Below are 21613 nucleotides of genomic sequence, written 5' to 3' on the forward strand. Positions count from 1 at the left end.
GATGGTTCGCCGGCCGCGAAACGCCTAGCCCTCCAGCTCGCCTTCGGTCTCCAACAGCACCTGCTTGAGCCCGTCCAGGGTCTCGGCCTCCGGCGCCGACCACATGCCGCGACCCGCTGCCTCCAGGAGCCGCTCGGCCATGCCGTGCAGCGCCCACGGGTTGGACTCGGACATGAACTTGCGGTTCTCCGGGTCCAGCACGTAGCTCTGCGTCAGCTGCTCGTACATCCAGTCCGCCATGACACCCGCGGTGGCGTCGTACCCGAACAGATAGTCGACGGTGGCCGCCATCTCGAAGGCGCCCTTGTACCCATGCCGGCGCATGGCGGTCATCCAGCGCGGGTTGACCACCCGGGCCCGGAACACGCGGGTGGTCTCCTCGGACAGCGTGCGGGTGCGCACGGCATCGGGCCGGGTGTTGTCGCCGATGTAGGCGGCCGGGTCCTTGCCGGTCAGCGCCCGTACGGTCGCGACCATGCCGCCGTGATACTGGAAGTAGTCGTCGGAGTCGGCGATGTCGTGCTCGCGGGTGTCGGTGTTCTTGGCCGCCACCGAGATTCGCCGGTAGGCCCGGTTCATGTCGTCGGTCGCCGGCGCGCCGTCGAGGCCGCGGCCGTACGCGAAGCCGCCCCACGCGGTGTACACCTGGGCCAGGTCGGCGTCGTCGCGCCAGTTCCGGCTGTCGATGAGCTGCAGCAGGCCGGCGCCGTAGGTTCCGGGCTTGGACCCGAAAATCCTTGTGGTGGAGCGCCTCTGGTCGCCGTGGTCGGCGATGTCCGTTTGCGAGTGGGCCCGGACGTAGTTGTCCTCGGCCGACTCGTCGAGCGCGGCGACCAACTGGACGGCGTCGTCGAGCATGGTCACCACATGCGGGAAGGCGTCGCGGAAGAAGCCGGAGATGCGGACGGTGACGTCGATGCGCGGACGGCCGAGCTCAGTCAGTGCGATCGGCTCCAGCCCGACCACGCGGCGTGACGCGTCGTCCCAGATGGGCCGAACACCCAGCAGCGCAAGCACTTCGGCAATGTCGTCGCCGGCGGTGCGCATGGCCGAGGTGCCCCAGACCGAGAGCCCGACCGACTCGGGCCAGCGGCCGTAGTCGGTGCGGTAGCGCTCGATGAGTGAATCCGCCATCGCCACACCGGTTTCCCACGCCAGCTTCGACGGGACGGCCTTGGGGTCGACGGAGTAGAAGTTGCGGCCCGTCGGCAGCACGTTGACCAGGCCGCGCAGCGGTGAGCCCGATGGGCCGGCCGCGATGAACCCGCCGGCGAGGGCGTGCAGGATCTGATCGATCTCGCGATTCGTCGCGCGCAGCCGCGGCACCACCTCGGTGGCGGCGAACCGCAACACCGCGGCGACCTCGGCGTTGTTGATGCCGTCCACCGCTTCGGCACATATGCGGTCCACGGCAGAAGCGTCCCAACCGGACGACTGCAGCGCGGCAACCAGTTCGCGGGCCTTCGCCTCGGCGGTGTCGACAGCTTCGCGCTCGGCACTGCCGTCTTCGGCCAGGCCCAGCGCCTCACGCAGCCCCGGCACCGACTGCTCGCCACCGAACAGCTGGCGGGCCCGCAGGATGGCCAGCACGAGGTCCAGCTCGGCCTCGCCGTCAGGCGCCTGACCCAGGATGTGCAGGCCGTCGCGAATCTGGACGTCTTTGATCTCGCACAACCAGCCGTCGACGTGCAACAGCATGTCGTCGAATACGTCCTCGTCGGGCCGGTCTTCCAGCCCCAGGTCGTGGTCCATCTTGGCGGCGCGCATCAGGGTCCAGATCTGCTGGCGGATGGCCGGCAGCTTGCCGGGGTCCAGTGCCGAGATGTTGGAGTGCTCGTCGAGCAGCTGCTCGAGTCGGGCGATGTCACCGTACGTCTCGGCACGAGCCATCGGCGGGATCAGGTGGTCGACCAGGACGGCGTGCGCCCGGCGCTTGGCCTGGGTGCCCTCGCCGGGGTCGTTGACCAGGAACGGGTATACCAGCGGCAGGTCGCCGAGGGCCGCGTCCGTGCCGCACGCCGCCGACATGCCCAGGGTCTTGCCGGGCAGCCATTCCAGGTTGCCGTGCTTACCCAGGTGGATCATCACGTCGGCACCGAAGTGCTTGTTGATCCAGTGGTAGGCGGCCAGGTAGTGGTGACTCGGCGGCAGGTCGGGGTCGTGGTAGATCGCGACGGGATTCTCACCGAATCCGCGCGGCGGCTGGACGATCAGCACAATGTTGCCGGAAACCATTGCGGCGATGACGATTTCACCGTCCGGGTCCTGCGAGCGGTCGACGAACAACTCCCCAGGGGCCGCACCCCAGTGCTCGGTCACGGCATCGGTCAGCTCGGCCGGCAGGGTGGCGAACCAGGCACGGTAGTCCTTGGCCGACACCCGGACGGGGTTGGCTTCCAGCGCTTCGGTGCTGAGCCAGTCGGGATCCTGGCCGCCCTTTTCGATCATGGCGTGGATCAGGGCGTCACCGTCGCCGGCGTCGACGCCGGGGATGTCGCCGATGCGGTAGCCGGCGTCGCGCATGGCGCGCAACAGCGCCACGGCGCTGGCCGGGGTGTCGAGGCCGACGGCGTTGCCGATGCGGGCGTGCTTGGTCGGGTACGCCGAGAACACCAGGGCGACGCGCTTGTCGGCGGGCTCGATGTACTTCAGGCGGGCATGCCGGACGGCGAGCCGGGCGACCCGCTCGCAGCGCTCGGGGTCGGCGACGTACGAGATCAGGCCCTCGCTGTCGATCTCCTTGAACGAGAACGGGACGGTGATGATGCGCCCGTCGAACTCCGGCACCGCCACCTGCGACGCGACGTCGAGCGGCGTCAGCCCGTCGTCGTTCTCGTCCCACTGAGCGCGCGAGCTGGTGAGGCACAGGCCCTGGAGGATCGGGATGTCGAGCGCGGCCAAGTGTGCGACGTTCCAGTTGTCGTCGTCGCCACCGGCACTGGCCGTGGCCGGTGTGGCGCCGCCGGCCGCCAGCACGGTGGTGATCAGGGCGTCGGCGGTCCCCAGTAGCTCGATGAGTTCGGGTTCGGCGGTGCGCAGTGAGGCGCAGAAGATCGGTAACGGACGGCTGCCTGCGTCTTCCAGGGCCCGGCACAGCGCGTCGATGTAGGCGGTGTTGCCGGCCAGCTGCTGGGCCCGGTAGTAGAGCACCGCGACGGTCGGTCCGGTCGCCTCGGTTTGCCGGTCCAGCAGCCCCCAGCTCGGGGCTGATTCGGGTTCACCGAATCCGAACCCGGTCATGAGGACGGTGTCCGACAGGAAGGAATGCAGATTCACCAGGTTGCTCACGCCACCCTGCGCCAGATAGACGTGTGCCTGCAGCGCGACGCCGGCCGGGACGGTCGAGTGACTCATGAGGTCGGCGTCGGGCGCCTGCTCCCCCGACAGCACCACCGTGGGGATGCCGCTGGCGACGACGGCGTCGATGTCGTCCTGCCAGGTGCGGTAGCCGCCCAGTACCCGAACGATCGCCAGGTCCGCGCCGGCCAGCAGTTCCTGCAGTTCACCGGCGATCAGCCGGGACGGATTGGCCCATCGGTAGTCAGCCCCGCTGGCGCGGGCGGTGATCAGATCGGTGTCGGACGTCGAGAGCAGCAGTACGGTCGGCACCGACTATTCGTACCGCACGGGCAGGGTCGCGCGGTCCCGGCCCTTGCCTGGACGGAAAAAGCGCAACGGGGCGGGTTGCTGTGCAACCCGCCCCGTCGGCGGTCTTCAACTACGGCGCTGGATCAGCGCTCGGTGGTCTGCCAGCGCGAGTACCACGTCTTGCCCTGGTAAGGCAGTCCGGCGGCCACGATGAGCGCGAAGACGCCACCAGCGTAGAGAGCGAAATCGGACATTGCGTCCCTCCTTATGTCATCCGAATGCGATGTAGCAAACGGAAGTTCGCGTTCCACGGTACGGACCCAGGCGGCCAACACAAGGGACTTGTAAGGCACGGAACAGCCCGGAAACGACAGTGACCCATCTCATAATCTGCGGTACAACGTAACGTGGACAAGGTGATTCGCACGCGTGACGACGACGCCTGCCCCGGTGCCCTGCAGGTGCACCAGGCGGCCGACGGTGGGCTGGCCCGCATCCGCCTGGCCGGCGGCATGATCACCGCTGCGCAACTGGAGGCACTGGCCCATGCGGCCGCCGAATTCGGTTCGCCGGCAATGGAACTGACTTCCCGCGGCAACATCCAGGTGCGCGGCATCCACGACGCCGCGGGGCTGGCCACGGCGGTCGAATCGGCGGGCCTGCTGCCCTCGCCCACCCACGAGCGCGTCCGCAACATCGTGGCGTCCCCGCTGTCGGGCCGCAGTGGCGGCCTGGGTGACATCCGTGACGTCGTGCGTGACCTCGATTCCGGTCTGCAAAAACGCCCTGACCTGGCCGAATTGCCCGGGCGGTTCTGGTTCGGGGTCGACGACGGCCGCGGCGACATCTCGGGCCTGGCCACCGATGTGAGCACCCATCTCACCTCTGCGGACACCGCCGCCGTGCTGGTGGCGGGCCGCGACACCGGCGTGCGGATTCCCGCCCCCCAGGCCGCCGACACGCTGCTGGACCTGGCCGGCACGTTCCTGAGAATACGCGGGAACCGTTGGCGGACAAGCGAACTGGACAACCCCGACGAGCTGCTGGCCACCACCGGGCTCCGTCCCACCGAACCGTCGGGTGCCACGTGGGCACCGGTCGACACCCCGCCGGTCGGCTGGATCACGCAGGACGACGGCCGGATCACGTTGGGCGCGGCTGTCCCCTTGGGTGTGCTGCAGGCCCGCACCGCCGAGTTTGTGGCCGCCATCACCGCACCGATCGTGGTCACTCCATGGCGCTCGTTACTCATCTGTGACCTCGACGAGGGCATTGCCGACACCGCGCTGCGGGTCCTGGCGCCCTTGGGTCTGATTTTCGACGAGCACTCCCCCTGGCTCGCGATCAGCGCCTGCACCGGCAGCCCGGGGTGCGCCAAGTCACTGGCCGATGTCCGCAGTGACGCCGCGGCGGCCGCCGAGACCGGCGAGCCCGCCGGGCGCCGGCATTTCGTCGGCTGCGAGCGCGCGTGCGGCAGTCCGCCGATCGGCGAGGTGCTGGTAGCGACCAATTCGGGGTACGAACCGCGCCACCCGTAGGGTTAGCGCGTGCTCGACTACGTCCGCGACGCTGCGGAGATCTACCGGCAGTCGTTCGCCACCATCCGCGCCGAGGCGGATCTGGCGCGATTTCCCGACGACGTCTCCCGCGTCGTCGTGCGCCTGATCCACACCTGCGGCCAGGTCGACGTCACCGAGCACGTCGCCTATACCGACGATGTGGTGGCGCGCACGCACGCCGCACTCGCCGCCGGAGCCCCGATCCTGTGCGACTCGTCGATGGTGGCGGCGGGCATCACGCGCTCCCGGCTGCCCGCGCACAACGAAGTGGTGTCGCTGGTCGCCGATCCGCGCGCGCCGGAATTGGCGGCGAAACTGGGCAGCACCCGGTCCGCGGCCGCCGTCGATCTGTGGGCGGACCGGCTCGGTGGTGCCGTGCTGGCCATCGGCAATGCGCCGACCGCCCTGTTCCGGCTGCTGGAGCTGCTGGACGAGGGTGCCCCGGTCCCCGCGACGGTCCTGGGCGGTCCGGTCGGGTTCGTCGGCTCGGCACAGTCGAAGGACGAACTGGTCGCGCGGCCGCGCGGTATGGACTATCTGGTGGTGACGGGGCGGCGTGGCGGTAGCGCCATGGCCGCTGCCGCGGTGAACGCGATTGCGAGTGAGCGCGAGTGAGGCTTGCCGAAAGAGCAGAAGGTAGACGATGACAGCAGGAGTTCTTTACGGCGTCGGCCTCGGCCCCGGTGACCCGGAACTGGTGACGGTCAAGGCCGCGCGGCTGATCGGTGAGGCCGACGTGGTGGCGTACCACAGCGCACGGCACGGCCACAGCATCGCGCGCCGCATCGCCGAACCGTATCTGCGTCCCGGCCAGATCGAGGAGCACCTCGTCTACCCGGTGACGACCGAGACCACATCGCACCCGGGTGGGTACGACGGCGCGATCGAGGACTTCTACGCCGAGGCCGCCGAGCGGATCGCCACCCACCTGGCCGCGGGCCGCAACGTCGCCCTGCTGGCTGAGGGCGACCCCCTGTTCTACAGCTCCTACATGCACATGCACACGCGGCTGACCGAACGGTTCGACGCCGTCATCGTGCCGGGCGTGACCTCCGTCAGCGCCGCGTCGGCGGCGATCTCGACGCCGTTGGTGCAGGGCGAGCAGGTACTCACCATCCTGCCCGGCACCCTGCCCGCCGGCGAGCTGCAGCGCCGTCTGGCCGACACCGACGCGGCCGTGGTGATGAAGCTGGGCCGTTCGTACCCGGCTGTGCGGCAGGCACTTTCGTCGGCCGGGCGGCTGGACGAGGCGTTCTACGTGGAGCGCGCAAGCACCGAGGCGCAGCGGGTACTGCCGGCCGCCGACGTCGACGACGCGTCGGTGCCGTACTTCTCGATCGCGATCCTGCCGGGCGTCCGACGCGAGGCCGATAGCGCCGGCAGTGTTCGGGTGGTCGGCCTCGGCCCGGGCGACCCGGAGTGGACGACGACCCAGACCCGTCGGGAACTGGCGGCCGCCACCGACCTGATCGGCTACGGCCCGTACCTGGACCGGGTGCCCGAGCGACCCGGTCAGCAGCGCCACCCCAGCGACAACACCGACGAGCGCGCCCGCGCCGAGCTGGCCTGCAAGCTGGCCCAGGAGGGCCGGACGGTCGCCGTGGTGTCCTCCGGCGATCCGGGCGTGTTCGCGATGGCGACCGCGGTGCTCGAGGAGGCCCGGCAGTGGCCGGGGGTCGACGTCCGGGTGATCCCGGCGATGACGGCCGCGCAGGCCGTGGCCAGCCGCGTCGGCGCTCCCCTCGGTCACGACTACGCGGTGATCTCGCTGTCCGACCGGCTCAAGCCGTGGGACATCATCGCCGAGCGGCTCACCGCGGCCGCCCGCGCCGACCTGGTGCTCGCGATCTACAACCCGGCATCGAAGACCCGAACCTGGCAGGTCGCCGCCATGCAGGACCTCCTGCTGGAGTACCGCGACCCGAACACCCCCGTGGTCATCGGCCGCGACGTCGCCGGACCGAAGGAATCGGTGCGGGTGGTGCGCCTGGCCGAGCTCGACCCGGCCGAGATCGACATGCGCTGCATGCTGATCGTCGGGTCGTCGCAGACGGTGTGGCATGCCACACCCGACGGCGACCGGGTGTTCACACCGCGGACGTACCCCAGCAGTCATTGACGCGTTACAACACGAGGGGCTAGCGTAACGCGCGATGACGGCCGTGGTTCCCATCCCGCGCAGCCCCGAGGACGTGACTGCACTCTGGCTCAGGCATGCGCTGGGCGTCGAGGTCGACGACGTCGCGATCAGCCCGATCGGCACCGGCCAGACCGGGGCCACCTACCGGGTGACGGTGCAGTACCGCCAAAGTTGCTCTCTTCCGGGAACTTTCGCGATCAAACTGCCGTCGCAGGATGAATCGGTGCGGGATCGGGTCGCCATCGGGTACCGCTCGGAGCATGCGTTCTACACCGAAATGGCGAAGCACGTCGCCATCCCCGTCCCGGTCTGCCACTACTGCGAGATCGACAACGACGGCGCCGACTTCGCGCTGTTGCTCGGCGACCTGGCACCGGCCGAGCAGGGCGACCAGTTGGCTGGGTGCACTGTCGAAGAAGCCGTGCTCGCGGTCCGGGCACTGGCCGGCTTGCACGGGCCCAGCTGGTGCGAACCGAAATGGGCCGACTTCCCGGGCATCTCGATGCCGAAGGCCACTCAGGATTTCGCCGACGGGCTAGGCGAAGTCGCGAAGATGGCCACCGAGATCACGCTCGAAAAACTCGGTGCCCGCATGTCGGACGCGGATCGGGACACCCTGCGCACGTCGATGTCGATGGTCACGCCGTGGCTGATGACCGAGCCCCATCGCCATGCGCTGCTGCACGGCGACTACCGGCTGGACAACATGCTGTTCAACCCCGGCCGTACCGAGGTCACGATCGTCGACTGGCAGACCATCGGCAACGGGTTGCCGGCCCGCGACCTGGCTTACTTCACCGCGACGAGCCTGACACCGGAGGTACGCGCGGCGGCGGAGCGCCAGTTGGTCGACGCCTATCACGACGAGTTGATGAGTTACGGGATAACCGATTACGACCGGGAAACCTGCTGGCACGACTACCGACTGGGTCTGCTCCAGGCGCCATTGTTGATCGTGTTGGGCACCGCGTTCGCGAATTCGACCGAGCGCGGTGACGACATGATGCTGGTGATGACGGCCCGCAGCTGTCAGGCGATCCGGGAGCTCGGGGCCATGGAACTGGTCAGCGCGCTCTGACCCACTCCGCGGCGTCGTCGACGGTGGCGACCGTCGCCACCCCGGCGGGCAGCGGCGGCCGGTCCACCATGATCACCGGAATCTTCAGCGCCGCAGCAGCGTCCAACTTGGCGCGCGTCATGCTGCCACCGCTGTTCTTGGTCACCAGGGCGTCGATGCGGTGATCACGCAGCAGCGCGAGCTCGTTGTCGTAGCCGTACGGTCCGCGGGACAGCAGGATTTCGTGGTGGGGCGGCAGGGTTTCGGGCTCCGGCGGGGTGACGGCGCGGATCAGGAACCAGGCGTCCGAGGTGCGGAAGGCCGTGGTGCCCGAACGTCCCGTGGTGAGGAAGACTCGTTGGTAGCCATGGTCTTTGACGGTCTGCGCGGCGTGCCGGTCGTCGGCGACGACGATCGCGTCACCGTGCGGCCACGCCGGCCGGGCCAGAACCAGGTGCGGCACCCCCACGCCGGCGCACGCCTGGGCGGCGTTGGCCGTGATGTTGGCGGCGAACGGGTGCGTGGCGTCGACGACGGCGGTGATCTCGTTGTCCTGCAGGTACGTTCGCAGGCCGGCGACGCCACCGAAGCCACCGATCCGCACCGCGCCGACCGGCAGCGCCGGGTCGGGGACGCGGCCGGCCAGGGAGCTGATCAACTCGACGTCGGGGTGCAGTCGCTTGGCCAGTGCCCGCGCTTCGGAAGTCCCGCCCAGCAGCAGCAGCTTCATCGGCGAGCGATCCCCCGGCTTCGTCATCAATGCCGCGTCCCGCGGCGGCGTCATCAATGCCGCGTCCCGCGGCGGCGGCCGCTGGAATACAGGTAGCTCTCGGCAAAACCCTGCGCGCCCAGTGCGTCGCCGACGAAGATGACCGCGGTCTTGGTGATACCCGCCGACTTCGTTCGCTCGGCCAGTTCGGCCAGCGTGCAGGTGATGACCTGCTCGGTCGGCCAGCTCACGAAAGCCACGACCGCGCAAGGGGTTTCCGGACCGTATCCGCCCTCGATCAGCTGCGGGACGATGTTGTCGATCTGCGCGGCCGCCAAGTGCAGCACCAGGGTGGCACCGGGCTTGGACAGGGACACCAGGTCCTCGCCGTCGGGCATCGCGGTCGACAGCGTCGCCACCCGGGACAAGGTGACGGTCTGGGCCACGCCGGGCACCGTCAGCTCGCGCCCGAGTGCCGCGGCCGCGGCGGCGAAAGCCGGTACACCAGGGACGATTTCGTAGGCGATTCCGAGCTCGTCCAGCCGGCGGCACTGTTCTGCCACGGCACTGTAGATCGAGGGATCCCCGGAGTGCAGGCGCGCCACGTCGAGGCCCGCCTCGTGCGCGGCGACCAACTCACCGACGATCTGTTCCAGGTTGAGCGGACCGGTGTCCACGACCCGCGCGTCCGGCGGGCATTCCGCCAGCAGATCGTCGGGCATGATCGAGCCGGCGTACAGGCAGACCTGGCACGACCGCAGCAGCCGCTGCCCGCGCACGGTGATGAGATCCGCGGCGCCGGGCCCCGCGCCGATGAAGTACACCGTCATTCTTTGACCACCGTCCACTGGGTTATCGGCAATGCCGGGCGCCAACCGGTGAAGCCGCCGATCGGTTCGCCGTGATAGTGCTGGAAACGGCGCAGATCGCCACCCAGCTTCGAATAGAGCTGCACCACAAAGGCTTCCGACTCTGCCGTCACCGCATTGGCGACCAGTCTGCCACCGGATTCGAGGGCGTCGTAGCAGGCTTCGAACAGCCCGGGCTGGGTCAGGCCGCCACCGATGAAGATGGTGTTCGGGCCGGCCACGTCGGCGAAACTCTCCGGCGCCGCGCCACGGACATCGACGCGGACGCCGAACATGGTGACGTTGGCGGCGATCCGCTCACGGCGCACGTCGTGGCTCTCGAACGCAATGGCGCGACCACCGGACGCCCGGCACCATTCGATCGCCACGCTGCCCGAGCCCGAGCCGACGTCCCAGAGGATTTGGTCCGGGCGGGGCTCCAGCGTGGCCATGGTCACCGCGCGGATGTGCTGTTTGGTGATCTGCCCGTCGTGCGCGAAAGCGTTGTCCGGCAACGCCGCTCCGACCCGCAGATCGGGGACGTACCGCACCGCAATGACATTCAGCGCGTCAACTTCCGGGTCTGCGATGTCCCAGTCCTCGGCGGTCACGGCGGTGGCGCGTTCGGCCGGCCCGCCGAGCTGTTCCAGCACGGTGAATTCCGATTGACCGCGGCCGGCTTCGGTGAGCAGGCGGGCCAGTGCCCGTGGGGTGTCGGCTCCCTTCGACAGCACGATGGCTTGTCCGCCCAGTCGCATCGCGGTGTGGGGTGCGGCATTGACGAGGCTGATCACCTCGGTGTCCTGGACGCTCCAGCCCAGCCGCGCGCACGCCAGGGTCACCGAGGACACGTGCGGCAGCACCGTGACGCGATCCCGACCGAACAGCCGGATCAGGGTGGCGCCGATGCCGTGCAGCATCGGGTCGCCGGATGCCACCGCGTGGACATCCCCCAGCCCGTCGAACACCGTCGGCAACGCCGCCAGCATCGGCGACGGCCAGGCCCGGCGCTCGGCGGTGACGGCCGCGTTCAGCAGGTCCAGTTGCCGAGGGCCGCCGAAAATAACTGTGGCGCCCAGGAGTTCGTCGCGCGCAGCCTGGCCGAGCCCGGCCATGCCGTCGGCGCCGATACCGACGACCGTGATCCTGCCTTCGTTCCCGCTCACCTTGGCATCTTCCGCCAGATCGCCTTCGGCACAAAACGAGTCGCGAAGATCAGTGGCCGGATCCCCCACGGTACCCAGACGGCGGACTTGCCCTTTCGCAGTGCTGTCGCGGCCGCCTCGGCGACCTGCGCCGGAGTGCTCGACATCGGCGCCGGGTCCATGCCCTCGGTCATCCGCCCGATCACGAAGCCGGGTCGCACGATGAGCAATTGGATGCCGGTGCCGTGCAGCGCGTCGGCCAGCCCGCAGGCAAAGCCGTCCAGACCCGCCTTGGCCGACCCGTACACGTAGTTGGCGCGGCGGACCCGCGCCCCGGCGATCGATGAGAACACCACCAGCCGACCCCGGCCGGCGGCGCGCATGCGCTGCGCGAGCAGCGTCAGCAGGTTCACCTGGGCCACGTAGTCGGTGTGCACGACGGCCACCGCGTGCGGCGCGTCGTCCTCGGCCCGCGCCTGGTCACCGAGGACGCCGAAAGCCAGGACCGCGGTGCCGATGGGCCCGTGTTCGGCTTCGATCGCGCTGACCAGTGCGGCGTGCGACTCCAGGTCGTCGGCGTCGAACTCGCACGTCTGCACCTCGGCGGCGCCTGCCGCGCGGACCGCCCGCACCTCGTCGGTCAGCTGATCGGCCCGGCGCGCGGCGAGCACCACCGTGTTGCCCGGCGCCAGCCGGAGGGCCAGTTCCAGGCCGATTTCGCTGCGGCCGCCGAAGATGACGACGACCTCGCCGCCGGTATCCGCCGTGTCGTTCACGGCTGCGATTATCACCTGCGCTACTTTTGACCATGATGGCGAAGGCAACGACACGGCTCACCAGTGACGCGCTGGCATTCCTCACCGAGCGTCATCTGGCGATGCTGACCACCCTGCGGTCCGACAATTCACCGCACGTCGTGGCTGTCGGTTTCACCTTCGACCCCAAGACCCACATCGCGCGCGTCATCACCACCGGCGGTTCACAGAAGGCACTCAACGCCGCCCAGCGTGGCGTCGCCGTTCTGAGTCAGGTCGACGGCGCCCGGTGGTTGTCTCTCGAAGGCAAGTCGACGGTCAGCAATGACGTCGACGACGTCCGCGACGCCGAGCTGCGGTACGCGCAGCGCTACCGCACCCCGCGCGTGAATCCCCGGCGCGTCGTGATCGAGGTCCGGGTCGAGCGCGTCCTCGGCTCCAGCGAGCTACTGGACCGCGGCGAGGCTTAGTCAACTTTTCAGGTTCTTCTCCGGCGACCTGCCGATCGTGGTGACGGTTCGACGCCCAGCGCAATCGCTCTGCTTTCCAACGGTTCCGGACGACGGATGTGCCGGTCCGCAGTCGACGCACTGACCTTAATACGTGCAGAACCCGCGGCACGCAGCAGCCGCAGCGCATGCGGCACCGCCGTCGCGACGTGGTGTCGTGTCATTGTGCGTCACTGACGCCGTATCACCTTGCAGGACTGTCACTTTCGCCGCCATCGTCTCCGTTCTCCGCCGGATAGAGCGTGGGGTGGTGGTAGTGGTTGGTTCGGGGTTGGCCGACGTCGAGTAGTGGTGGTGGGGTCCAGTGGGTGCGGCCGTCGGGGCCCATGGTGGTGCGCCAGCCGCCGGTGTCGGCGAGCCGGTTGTCGCAGCCGCAGGCCAGGGTCATGGTGTCGATGTTGGTGAGGCCGCCGTCGCGCCAGTTGGTGATGTGGTGCACCTGCGACCGGGAGGCGGGGGCGGTGCAGTTGGGGCGGGTGCAGCCCCGGTCGCGGGCGAACAGGGCCAGCCGCTGCGCCGTGCTGGCGGTGCGCGCGGCCCGGCCCAGATAGAGCGGTTGGCCAGTGTGGTCGTCGAACACCGCGAGGTAGTTGTCCGACCCCTGGGCAGCCATCCGTACCAAATCCTTCACCGGCAGTTTCGTTCCCGTGTGGGTCAAAGCCACTCCGGCACGTTTTTCCAACTCGGCGACGGTGCAGGTGCCGACCACCGCGACGGGGAAGCCGTTGTGCACCCCGGAGGAGGAGGCCAGCATCATCCGGCCCACGAATTTGAAGGCGTCGTACTGCCGCTGCGCCACAGTGCGCGTGTCGTTGTCGATCTGTTCCTGCGTCGGCGTCCCGGAGAAGCAAGGCTGCGGATCGGCGGGGTTGCACATCCCCGGGGCGGCGTACTTGTCGAACAACACCTCCCAGTAGGCCCGCCCTTCCGGGTCGAGTTGGGCGGTGACGTCGGTGCGGCCGTCGGGCCGCTGCTTACCCATGACAAACGAGCGTTTCGGGTCAGGCTCGTCGTCGTTGGGTTCGGGCCCGTCCTGATCCAACTCATACAAAAGTTTCTGCGCAGCGCGGCGCAAATCCTCGGGGGTTTTGACCCTGGCATCGGCCACCAGATCCGTCTCGCACTGCAACACCGTGACCGGATCGGCCGCCCACAGCGGCACCTTGGTGAAGAAGTTGGTGATCACCTGCACGTGCTCGCCATTGATCGCACCCTCGGCCAGGGCGGCGGCGACCAACTCCCACACCGGGCCCAACGGTTCGCCCGTGATGGCCGAGCGCGGACCGAGGTTGTCGCAGTCCCGCACCCGGCGGCGAGCCTCCTCCCGGCTGATGCGAAGCCGGATGTGCAACACCTCAGGCCAATCCTTGGCCCCGATCTCTTTCGCCGTGGCCTGAGTTTGGGCAGCGGCCAGGATCTGCTGATCGACCGCCTCGGCGGCGCACTTCACCGTTTCGCGGCGGGACTGCACCTCCAACAAAGTGCGAATGTCCAGGCCGGTGTAATCGAGGTTGTTCACCGCCGCGACCGCGTCCTCGAGCACCGCGTAGGCGGTCAGGACAGCGGCGCGGTCGGTAGCCATATTCGAACAATAGTTCGAACCACCGACAAGAAAACACCGGGAAGCGTGACGCTAGTTACCACTGTGACCAGCGCGAACAAAGTGATTAAAGTTTTTTGGCGCGCGACCGCTCAGGACAAGACCAACCTGATCGACGGCCAGCACCCGGTCGGCGAAATGTTCGCAGTCGCGACACCGAGACCGCAGCCATTCACCAAACCGACCATTACACGGGCTACGGTCCACAACTGCGACAACTATTCGTCATAAGATGCTCAGCGTCCCCCAGACCGGCAGGAGCATCGATGTCACGCGGCACTCCGCTGGAAGACGGCGCACGGGCGGGCTCACCGCCCACCGACCGCGTCGTCAGCATCATCGAACTCCTGGCGCAACAGTCCGAACCCAGTTCGGTGGCCTCCATCGCGTCCCGACTCGAGCTCAACCGCGCGACCGTGACCTCGATCCTGCTGGCCCTGGAGCGCGCCGGTTGGGTTGTGCGCCTTGCCGATCGGAGTTACACACTCGGCCCGGGCATGCTCGGGGTTGCCGCGGCCGTGCACAACGCCCTGCCCCTACCGGAGAACCACACCGAGGTCCTGCACGACTTGGCCCACGCCACCAAGTGTGGCGTGTCGCTGGCCATGGTCGGCACCACCGAGATGACGTTCGTGAGCGTGGTGCGCGGCGTCGGCCACATCCCGGGCGGTGTCGGCGTCGGTGTGCGACTGCCATTGACGCCGCCGGCGGGCGCATCGGTGATCGCCCGCCGCGACGCGGCCAGTCAACAGCAGTGGCTCGCGGGCGCACCGCAAGAGTTGCGCCCCGACTTCGGCAACATGCTCGATCAGCTGCGCAAGGACGGCGTAGCAATATTCGATTTCGGTGACTCCAACCCTGAAGTGCTGGGGGTGCTCGGCGACGTCGCCGAGCTGCTCTCCGAACACCCGCGGCGCAGTGCGCTCCGGCAGCGGGTTTTCGAGACACTGGTGAGCCTGGGCGGAAAGCCTTACAGCACAGCACAGCTCGAATCGCCCGAGCCGCTCGCCGTGAGCTATCTGAGCACCGCCGTGGACAACGCCGCCGGCCATCCCGCCTACGAGATTCAGCTCGGACCACTGAATCCGTCGGTCAGTGCCGCCGATCGGGCGCGATACATCCACGAATTGTGCTCGGCCGCAGCAAAGCTCAGCCAGCACTAGCCATCGCCAACCCGCGCCCCGTCGGCTGCCCGGCGGGCACTTCGATGACCCACTCACCGGGAATCAATGCTTGCGCCGCCACGATCCGGATGCATACCATCTGCCCGTCGCCAATTATTTGGCAATAAACTGACAATTATTCGTCATCATTGGGAGCGTAGATGGACACGGCAACGACGCTGCATCGCATTGGAAGCTCGGCCGGATCGGGACATGCCCGGTTTGTCGGTCGCATCGGAGCACTGGCGGTTGCCTTGGGCATCGGCGTAGCCGTCGCCAACAGTCCCGGCATTTGCCTGGCCGACACCGCCACGTCCGCGTCCGCGTCGTCCGCGGACAACCCGTCGTCAACCGGCAAGCAGAAGCCCGCCAAGAAGGTGAAAACGCCTAAGCGGCAGAAGGATTCATCGAAAAAGAACGACCAGACGACGTCGTCTGCCACGACGCCGGACAAGGCAGATGGTCGTGCGGCGCCCAAGCCCGCCGACGCAGCCGCCGCGGAACAACCGGCAACCGCCGTCCCGGATGAGAAGCCGGCCGCGACGACACCACTGCCCGCACAGGCATCCGAGACCGCCGTCGCGGCGACCACGAAGGCACGCCAGAGCCGGCGTCGCACCCCGGAGGCGACCAAGCCCGCGGCCACGGTCGCGCAGCCCGCCGCCGCAGCCCCGCGGCAGCCCACCAAGCCCATCACAGCCACCGCAACCGCACCGACGTCAGCGGCGACTGCACCGAAACCAGCTGCAGCTCAGGATGTTTCGGTCTCATCTGCCGTCACGACCGTGTCGTCGGCCCTGAACGCTGCGGCCACCTCCATCACGACCACGACACAACCTGTGTCGACGGCCGCAACGGGCGGAAACGTCGTCACCCAGGTGGTGTCCAGCCTGCTCGGCGCCATCGGACTGGTCCCGCACGCCGGCACCAGTCCCGCCGCTCCGCCGCAGGCGCCGGTGCTGTGGACCCTCTTCGGCTGGATACGCCGCGAGATCGGCAACACCTTCTTCAACGCCGCACCGAAGATCGCCTACAAGCAGACCGAGATCAGCCAGACCTTCGGTGGGGTCATCACGGGAAACCTCAACGCCACCGACGCCAATGGCGACAAGCTCACTTACACCGTCACCAGCGGCCCCAAGAACGGCACAGTGACGATCCGGCCCGACGGCACCTTCACCTACACCCCGACCGACACAACAGCTTTCACCGGTGGGACCGACTCATTCACCGTCAAGGTCGATGACCGGCCGGGCAATCCGTTCCACCTCAATCTGCTGAAGTTGTTCGCACCCGACGGCGGCGCGACCACCACGCAGGAAATAGCGGTCACGGTGAAACCGACGAGCCCGCTCGGCACCGCCGACCAGATCGCGCTGGAACAGAAGGCCCAGGAAATCGTCAACACCCCACAGGTGCAGGCCGCCATCGAAGCGCTCAAGCAAGCCTGGCTGGCGCACGCCCAACAGCGATTCGGCCTGGTCGGCGGCGTCGATGCCGAGAACCTGGCGCTGCTCGACCAAGCGGCGCGCGAGCAGGCGCTCAACGCCGCGATGACGGTGGTCAACAACGATCCGGACAACCCGTTGGTGATGGCCGTCGACATGCGCGGACACAGTTGGTACGGCATAGACACCCCCGGCGGACGGTTCATCTACGACAACCCCGACACCATCTACCGCACCATCCCGGTGCGCAGCGATTCGACGTACGTGATCAGCGGCAAGTACCTGGGCGGCGTGCCCGTCGACGGAAACTTCGGCGTCTACGCCGACATCAGCGACGCCAAACCGATCGGCAATCTGTTGGCGCAGAACCTCGTCGTCAACCCCGACGGCACGTTCACCATCACCGTCGACGGCAACCCCACCCAGCCGGGACAGACCAACCACATCTACCTGCCACCGGACGCCCAGCAGATCTTCGTCCGGTACACCATGGCGGACTGGAACGCCGAGTCCGCGCCGAGCCTCACCGTCACCCGGACGAGCGGCCCGGAGGGGTCGCGCGCGGAAAGCTTCGACGAGATGGTCGCGCACACCACCGACATCCTGGCCAATTTCGGCACCAGCGCACACAACACAGCACTCGACATCGTCACCGTCAACTTGCAGACCGGCCAGCTCAAGCCGCCCAACACGCTGACCCAGCCGTTCAACTTCCCGGGCACGCTCGTGTCGCAGAAGCAGAGCCTCGGGTACTTCCAGCTGGCTGACAACCAGGCCATGGTCATCACGATCAACCCCGGCAACGCGGGATATTTCGTGGTGCCGGTGACCAACGACTGGGAACTGTCACCCGGCGACGGCACCGCGCAGACGAGCCTCAACAACGTGCAGTCGGTTGCCAATCCGGACGGCACCTACACGCTGGTCATCTCCCCCGGCGACCCCGGCGTGGCCAATTGGGTCTCCACCGGTGGCCTGAACCAGGGCACCCTCTACATCCGGTTCCAGGCTCTGGACCCCAATTCCACTGCGGCACCGGCGATCGTCTCGCAGCAGGTCGTCACCCTCGATCAGCTCGGCACCGTGCTGCCGGACGGCACCAAGTACGTCACCGACGCCGAACGAGCGGCCCAACTCGCCGCCCGCTCGGACGGCTACAACGACCGCTTCGGCCCCTACCCCCAGATCACCACAGGAGCACAGTCCGCATGACCGCCACCGCCGTCACCTTCATCCCCGGTTCCGCCGCCACCTGGCGCAGCCCCTGGGCCATGTATGCCGCACTGCGCGAACATGATCCGGTTCATCACGTCATCCCCGAGCACGCGCCCGACAAGGACTACTGGGTGCTGTCGCGCTATGCCGACATCTCGGCGGCGGCGAAAGACCACGGCACCTTCTCGTCGGCCGAGGGTCTCACCTTCAACTACGACGACATGGAAGCCGTCGGCATCAAGGACAATCCGCCGATGGTGATGCAGGATCCCCCGGTCCACACCACCTTCCGGCGGTTGGTGGCCAAGGGCTTCACCCCGCGGCAGGTCACTGCGGTCGAACCCAAGGTTCGCGAATTCGTCGTCGATCGCATCGAGAGGTTGCGCGCCAAAGGCACCGGCGACATCATCACCGAGTTCTTCAAGCCGCTGCCGAGCATGGTGGTGGCGCACTATCTCGGTGTCCCGGAGAAGGATTGGGACCGCTTCGACGCGTGGACCGACGCCATCGTGGCCGCCAACGCCACCGGCCACCAGGCGGGCGCGGGACCGGCAGTTGCCGAAATCTTCGGCTACTTCAACGAATTGATCGCCTACCGCCAGGGACACCCCGAGGACGACACCGTCTCGCATCTGGTGGCGGCGGGCTTCGGCGCTAACGGCGACACCTCGGGAATCCTGTCCATCCTCGGTTTCGCGTTCACGATGATCACCGGCGGCAACGACACCACGACCGGAATGCTCGGCGGCGCAGTGCAATTGCTCACCGCGCACCGCGACCAGCGTCAGCTGCTGATCGACGATCCGGCGCTGATCCCGGACGCCGTCGAGGAACTGCTGCGGCTCACCTCGCCGGTGCAGGGGCTGGCCCGCACGACGACGCGCGACGTCGAGGTCGACGGCACCACCATTCCGGCCCATCGCAAGACCCTGCTGCTGTACGGCTCGGGCAACCGCGACCACCGGCAGTTCGGTCCTGACGCCGAGGAATTGAACGTGCTGCGCCGCCCCACCCAGATCCTCACGTTCAGCCACGGCAATCACCACTGTCTCGGCGCGGCGGCGGCCCGCATGCAGGCCCGCGTCGCGCTCGAGGAACTGCTGACCCGGTGCCCGGATTTCGACGTCGACGCCGACGCCGTCGAGTACGCCGAAGGCAGCTACGTGCGCCGGCCCACGCACCTTCCGTTCACGGCACAGCCATGAGCCGGGTCGAAGTCGACCGCGAGGTCTGCATCGGCATGGGCATGTGCGAGTCGATCGACAGCACGGTTTTCCAGGTCGGCGACAGCGGCACCGTCGACATCGGTGACACCACCGACGTCGATGTGCTGGTGCTGCGACGGGCGGTGGCGGCCTGTCCGACCGGGGCGTTGCGCTTGGCCGACGAGATGTAACGCGACCCCACAACCTGGCCCGGCACCGGCAACCAACCGGCATGACGCACGTCACCCCGGCATGGTTCGATCTAAGACGCCATGACTATCGCGAGCCCTTTCCCCGAGGTCCAGATCCCGACGACCGCGGTCCACGAGTACATCTTCGGTGATCTGGCCGAGTCTGATGCCGATCGCATCGCCATCACCGAGGTCGCGACCGGCGCGCAGTACACCTACCGCGAACTGACGACCCGGATCGAGGCGTTCGCCGGCGCGCTGGCCGCCCGCGGCGTCGGGGTCGGCGACGTGGTGGGCTTGCTGGCACCCAACAGCGCCGCATTCGCCGTCGCCTTCCACGGCATTCTGCGGTCCGGCGCCACGGCAACCACGATCAACGCGTTGTTCACCGCCAAGGACATCGCCAAGCAGCTGACCGATTCGGGCGCCGCCATGCTGATCACCGTCAGTGTGCTGGCGCCGCAGGCACTGCAGGCGGCCGGCGAGGTCGGGCTGGCCGCCGACCGCATCGTCGTCCTCGACGGTCCCGGCACCGCGGCCGACGGTCATCCGAACGCCGCCGAACTACTCGACGCGGCGCTGCCCGCCCCTCAGGTCACCTTCAACCCGGCGACTCATCTCGCGGCCTTGCCCTACAGCTCGGGCACCACGGGAAATCCCAAGGGCGTCATGCTCACCCACACGAATCTGGCGGCGAACGTGGCACAGATTCGGCCGATCCAGGGCCTGGTCCCGGACGACCGTGTGCTGGCGGTACTACCGTTCTTCCATATCTACGGCATGACGGTGCTGCTCAACTCCGTCCTGCACGCCCGGGCCCGGCTGGTCATCATGCCCAGCTTCGACCTCGCGCTCTTCCTCAAGACCATCCAGGACCACAAGTGCACGTTCGCGTTCATCGCGCCGCCCGTCGCGGTGGCGCTGGCGAAGCACCCGATGGTCGACTCCTACCGGCTCGATTCCCTCAAGGGGTTGATGTCGGGCGCGGCGCCGCTCGATGACGACCTCGGGATGGCGGTCGCCGACCGGCTCGGCTGCCCCATCGTCCAGGGCTACGGCATGAGCGAACTGAGCCCGGTGAGCCACTGCATGCCGTTCGACGGCGGCCGCGAACTCGTCGGCGCCGTCGCGCCATTGAGCTCGTGCGGCTGGACGGTGCCCGGCGCCGTCAGCAAGATCGTCGATCCTGACACGGGCGCCGAGATCAGCCGGCCCGAGCACGGCCTGAGCGAGGTCGGCGAACTGTGTTTCCGCGGACCCAACGTCATGGCCGGCTATCTCAACAACGACGCGGCGACCCGCGAGACCATCGACGACGACGGCTTCCTCCATACCGGTGATCTGGCCCGGGTCGACGCGAGCGGCTGTATCTACATCGTCGACCGACTCAAGGAACTCATCAAGTACAAGGGCTACCAGGTGCCGCCGGCCGAGCTCGAGGCGGTGCTGCTCACGCATCCCGGTATCGCGGACGCGGCCGTGGTCGGGGTCCGCGATCGGGATTCGGGCGAGGAAGTGCCCAAGGCGTTCGTCGTCCTGCAACCGGAGACCCCGCTGTCGGGTGACGAGATCATGGATTTCGTCGCCGGCCAGGTCGCCCCGTACAAGAAGGTCCGGCAGGTCGCGTTCATCGATGCGATCCCGAAGTCCGCGGCCGGCAAGATTCTGCGCCGCGAACTGCGCGAGATCCGCGAAGTCTAGGGCCGGATCGTCAGGCCGACATCGCGCGCGGCCTTGGCCTGGCGGTATCCGACCGCGAGCCCGACGAGCGGCATCAACACCAAACCGGCGAGCCCGAACAGGTCGCCGCGCAGCTCGAGCGGCTCGGCTGCGGCCCACAACGGGATGCCGGGGTGGTCGGCGGACAGCAGGTCCGCGGCGCCCTCCTGGCTCGAGGCCGACGGTGCGTGTACCTCGACGGTGGGCAGCGCTGCGCCGGAGGCAAGTGACCACGTCCGGGCCGCTGTGGTGCCGGTGTGCTGTTCGGCGACGACGACGGGCACCGGCGGGTTCGGCGGCGTGAACATCGGTGTCGCGGCGGGATTGTCTGAACCGCTGTTGGACTGGGCACCGGGCGCGGTGTTGCCGTTCCTCTTGCCGTTCGAGGAATTGCCGGTGTTCGTCTGGCCCGAGACCGACGCATTGCCACCGGAGTTGCCGCGCGAGCCGGTGCCACCGTTGCTGGTATTGCCGTTGCCCGCGTTGCCGCGCGGGGAACTGCTCTGGCCGGCGCTCCCCTTGCCGGAGCTGCTGTTGCCACCATTGCCGTGAGACCCGCCGGGATCGGCGGCGGCGATCGCCATCGAGGGGCCGGCCACCATCAGAAATGCCGATATCGACAGTCCGGCCACCGTCAGCAACGCATCGTCACCGCGCACGTCCGACCCCGATCACTTCCGCTGAGTGGCAACCCCCTTGCCACTCCGGACCCTCATCATGGCACGTCACCACGCCCGGGTTGACGATTTCGCAGTTCGCGCG

General features: G+C 68.2%; 17 protein-coding genes. 10 read left to right on the forward strand and 7 right to left on the reverse strand.

The features are described 5' to 3' along the window. Positions 1-24: 24 nt before the first annotated feature. On the reverse strand, positions 25-3609 hold the full coding sequence (cobN, locus tag ACWW1C_RS16870; protein ID WP_455979446.1) for a cobaltochelatase subunit CobN: 3585 nt from the start codon (positions 3607-3609) through the stop codon (positions 25-27). A gap of 395 nt (positions 3610-4004) precedes the next feature. Here cobN and cobG point away from each other — a divergent pair, with 395 nt between their 5' ends. The 4 genes from cobG to ACWW1C_RS16890 are packed head-to-tail and all read left to right on the forward strand — an operon-like array spanning position 4005 to position 8365. Next, positions 4005-5126, forward strand: a complete 1122-nt coding sequence (cobG, locus tag ACWW1C_RS16875) for a precorrin-3B synthase (RefSeq protein ID WP_455979447.1) — start codon at positions 4005-4007, stop codon at positions 5124-5126. 9 nt (positions 5127-5135) lie between these two features. After that, positions 5136-5762 carry a precorrin-8X methylmutase gene (locus ACWW1C_RS16880; protein WP_455979448.1) on the forward strand — a complete coding sequence of 209 codons (627 nt, stop codon included), beginning with the start codon at positions 5136-5138 and terminating at the stop codon, positions 5760-5762. 28 nt (positions 5763-5790) lie between these two features. Continuing rightward, on the forward strand, positions 5791-7266 hold the full coding sequence (locus ACWW1C_RS16885; protein WP_455979449.1) for a precorrin-2 C(20)-methyltransferase: 1476 nt from the start codon (positions 5791-5793) through the stop codon (positions 7264-7266). 34 nt (positions 7267-7300) lie between these two features. Then, on the forward strand, positions 7301-8365 hold the full coding sequence (locus ACWW1C_RS16890; RefSeq protein WP_455979450.1) for a phosphotransferase family protein: 1065 nt from the start codon (positions 7301-7303) through the stop codon (positions 8363-8365). On the opposite strand, the gene ACWW1C_RS16895 is transcribed toward ACWW1C_RS16890, so the two are convergent. Genes ACWW1C_RS16895 through ACWW1C_RS16910 form a run of 4 tightly spaced genes read right to left on the reverse strand, consistent with a single transcriptional unit; the run spans position 8352 to position 11822 of the window. Continuing rightward, the gene (locus ACWW1C_RS16895) at positions 8352-9074 is read right to left on the reverse strand and encodes a cobalt-precorrin-6A reductase (protein WP_455984323.1); all 723 of its coding nucleotides are present in this window, start codon (positions 9072-9074) and stop codon (positions 8352-8354) included. The genes ACWW1C_RS16890 and ACWW1C_RS16895 overlap by 14 nt on opposite strands. Positions 9075-9127: 53 nt before the next feature. Further along, positions 9128-9883, reverse strand: a complete 756-nt coding sequence (gene cobM, locus ACWW1C_RS16900) for a precorrin-4 C(11)-methyltransferase (RefSeq protein ID WP_455979451.1) — start codon at positions 9881-9883, stop codon at positions 9128-9130. After that, the gene (gene cbiE, locus ACWW1C_RS16905) at positions 9880-11016 is read right to left on the reverse strand and encodes a precorrin-6y C5,15-methyltransferase (decarboxylating) subunit CbiE (protein WP_455984324.1); all 1137 of its coding nucleotides are present in this window, start codon (positions 11014-11016) and stop codon (positions 9880-9882) included. Before cbiE ends, cobM begins: the two co-directional genes overlap by 4 nt. Positions 11017-11063: 47 nt before the next feature. Continuing rightward, on the reverse strand, positions 11064-11822 hold the full coding sequence (locus ACWW1C_RS16910; RefSeq protein ID WP_455979452.1) for an SDR family NAD(P)-dependent oxidoreductase: 759 nt from the start codon (positions 11820-11822) through the stop codon (positions 11064-11066). Between the two features lie 32 nt (positions 11823-11854). On the opposite strand from ACWW1C_RS16910, the gene ACWW1C_RS16915 reads away from it, so the two are divergent. Beyond that, positions 11855-12271 (forward strand): F420-dependent biliverdin reductase, encoded by a 417-nt coding sequence (locus ACWW1C_RS16915; RefSeq protein ID WP_073694168.1) that lies wholly within the window; start codon positions 11855-11857, stop codon positions 12269-12271. Positions 12272-12494: 223 nt separating this feature from the next. Here ACWW1C_RS16915 and ACWW1C_RS16920 read toward each other — a convergent pair whose 3' ends face one another. Next, positions 12495-13892 (reverse strand): DUF222 domain-containing protein, encoded by a 1398-nt coding sequence (locus tag ACWW1C_RS16920; RefSeq protein ID WP_455979453.1) that lies wholly within the window; start codon positions 13890-13892, stop codon positions 12495-12497. A gap of 284 nt (positions 13893-14176) precedes the next feature. Between ACWW1C_RS16920 and ACWW1C_RS16925 the strand changes: the two genes are divergently transcribed. The 5 genes from ACWW1C_RS16925 (at position 14177) to ACWW1C_RS16945 (ending at position 20833) form a co-directional block, all read left to right on the forward strand. Next, the gene (locus ACWW1C_RS16925; RefSeq protein ID WP_455979454.1) at positions 14177-15073 is read left to right on the forward strand and encodes a helix-turn-helix domain-containing protein; all 897 of its coding nucleotides are present in this window, start codon (positions 14177-14179) and stop codon (positions 15071-15073) included. Positions 15074-15234: 161 nt separating this feature from the next. Then, the gene (locus ACWW1C_RS16930) at positions 15235-17733 is read left to right on the forward strand and encodes an Ig-like domain-containing protein (RefSeq protein WP_455979455.1); all 2499 of its coding nucleotides are present in this window, start codon (positions 15235-15237) and stop codon (positions 17731-17733) included. Further along, positions 17730-18941: a cytochrome P450 gene (locus tag ACWW1C_RS16935; protein ID WP_455979456.1), complete on the forward strand. Its 1212-nt coding sequence runs from the start codon at positions 17730-17732 to the stop codon at positions 18939-18941. Before ACWW1C_RS16930 ends, ACWW1C_RS16935 begins: the two co-directional genes overlap by 4 nt. Continuing rightward, entirely contained in the window at positions 18938-19132 is a 195-nt protein-coding gene (locus tag ACWW1C_RS16940) for a ferredoxin (protein ID WP_455979457.1), read from the forward strand. The genes ACWW1C_RS16935 and ACWW1C_RS16940 overlap by 4 nt, the downstream gene beginning before the upstream one ends. 81 nt (positions 19133-19213) lie before the next feature. Further along, entirely contained in the window at positions 19214-20833 is a 1620-nt protein-coding gene (locus ACWW1C_RS16945) for an AMP-binding protein (RefSeq protein ID WP_455979458.1), read from the forward strand. Here the strand turns inward: ACWW1C_RS16945 and ACWW1C_RS16950 are convergent. Next, complete coding sequence (locus tag ACWW1C_RS16950; RefSeq protein WP_455979459.1) at positions 20830-21510, reverse strand: hypothetical protein; 681 nt, start codon at positions 21508-21510, stop codon at positions 20830-20832. The genes ACWW1C_RS16945 and ACWW1C_RS16950 overlap by 4 nt on opposite strands. Positions 21511-21613 lie beyond the last annotated feature (103 nt).

Source organism: Mycobacterium sp. HM-7, from assembly GCF_053852335.1.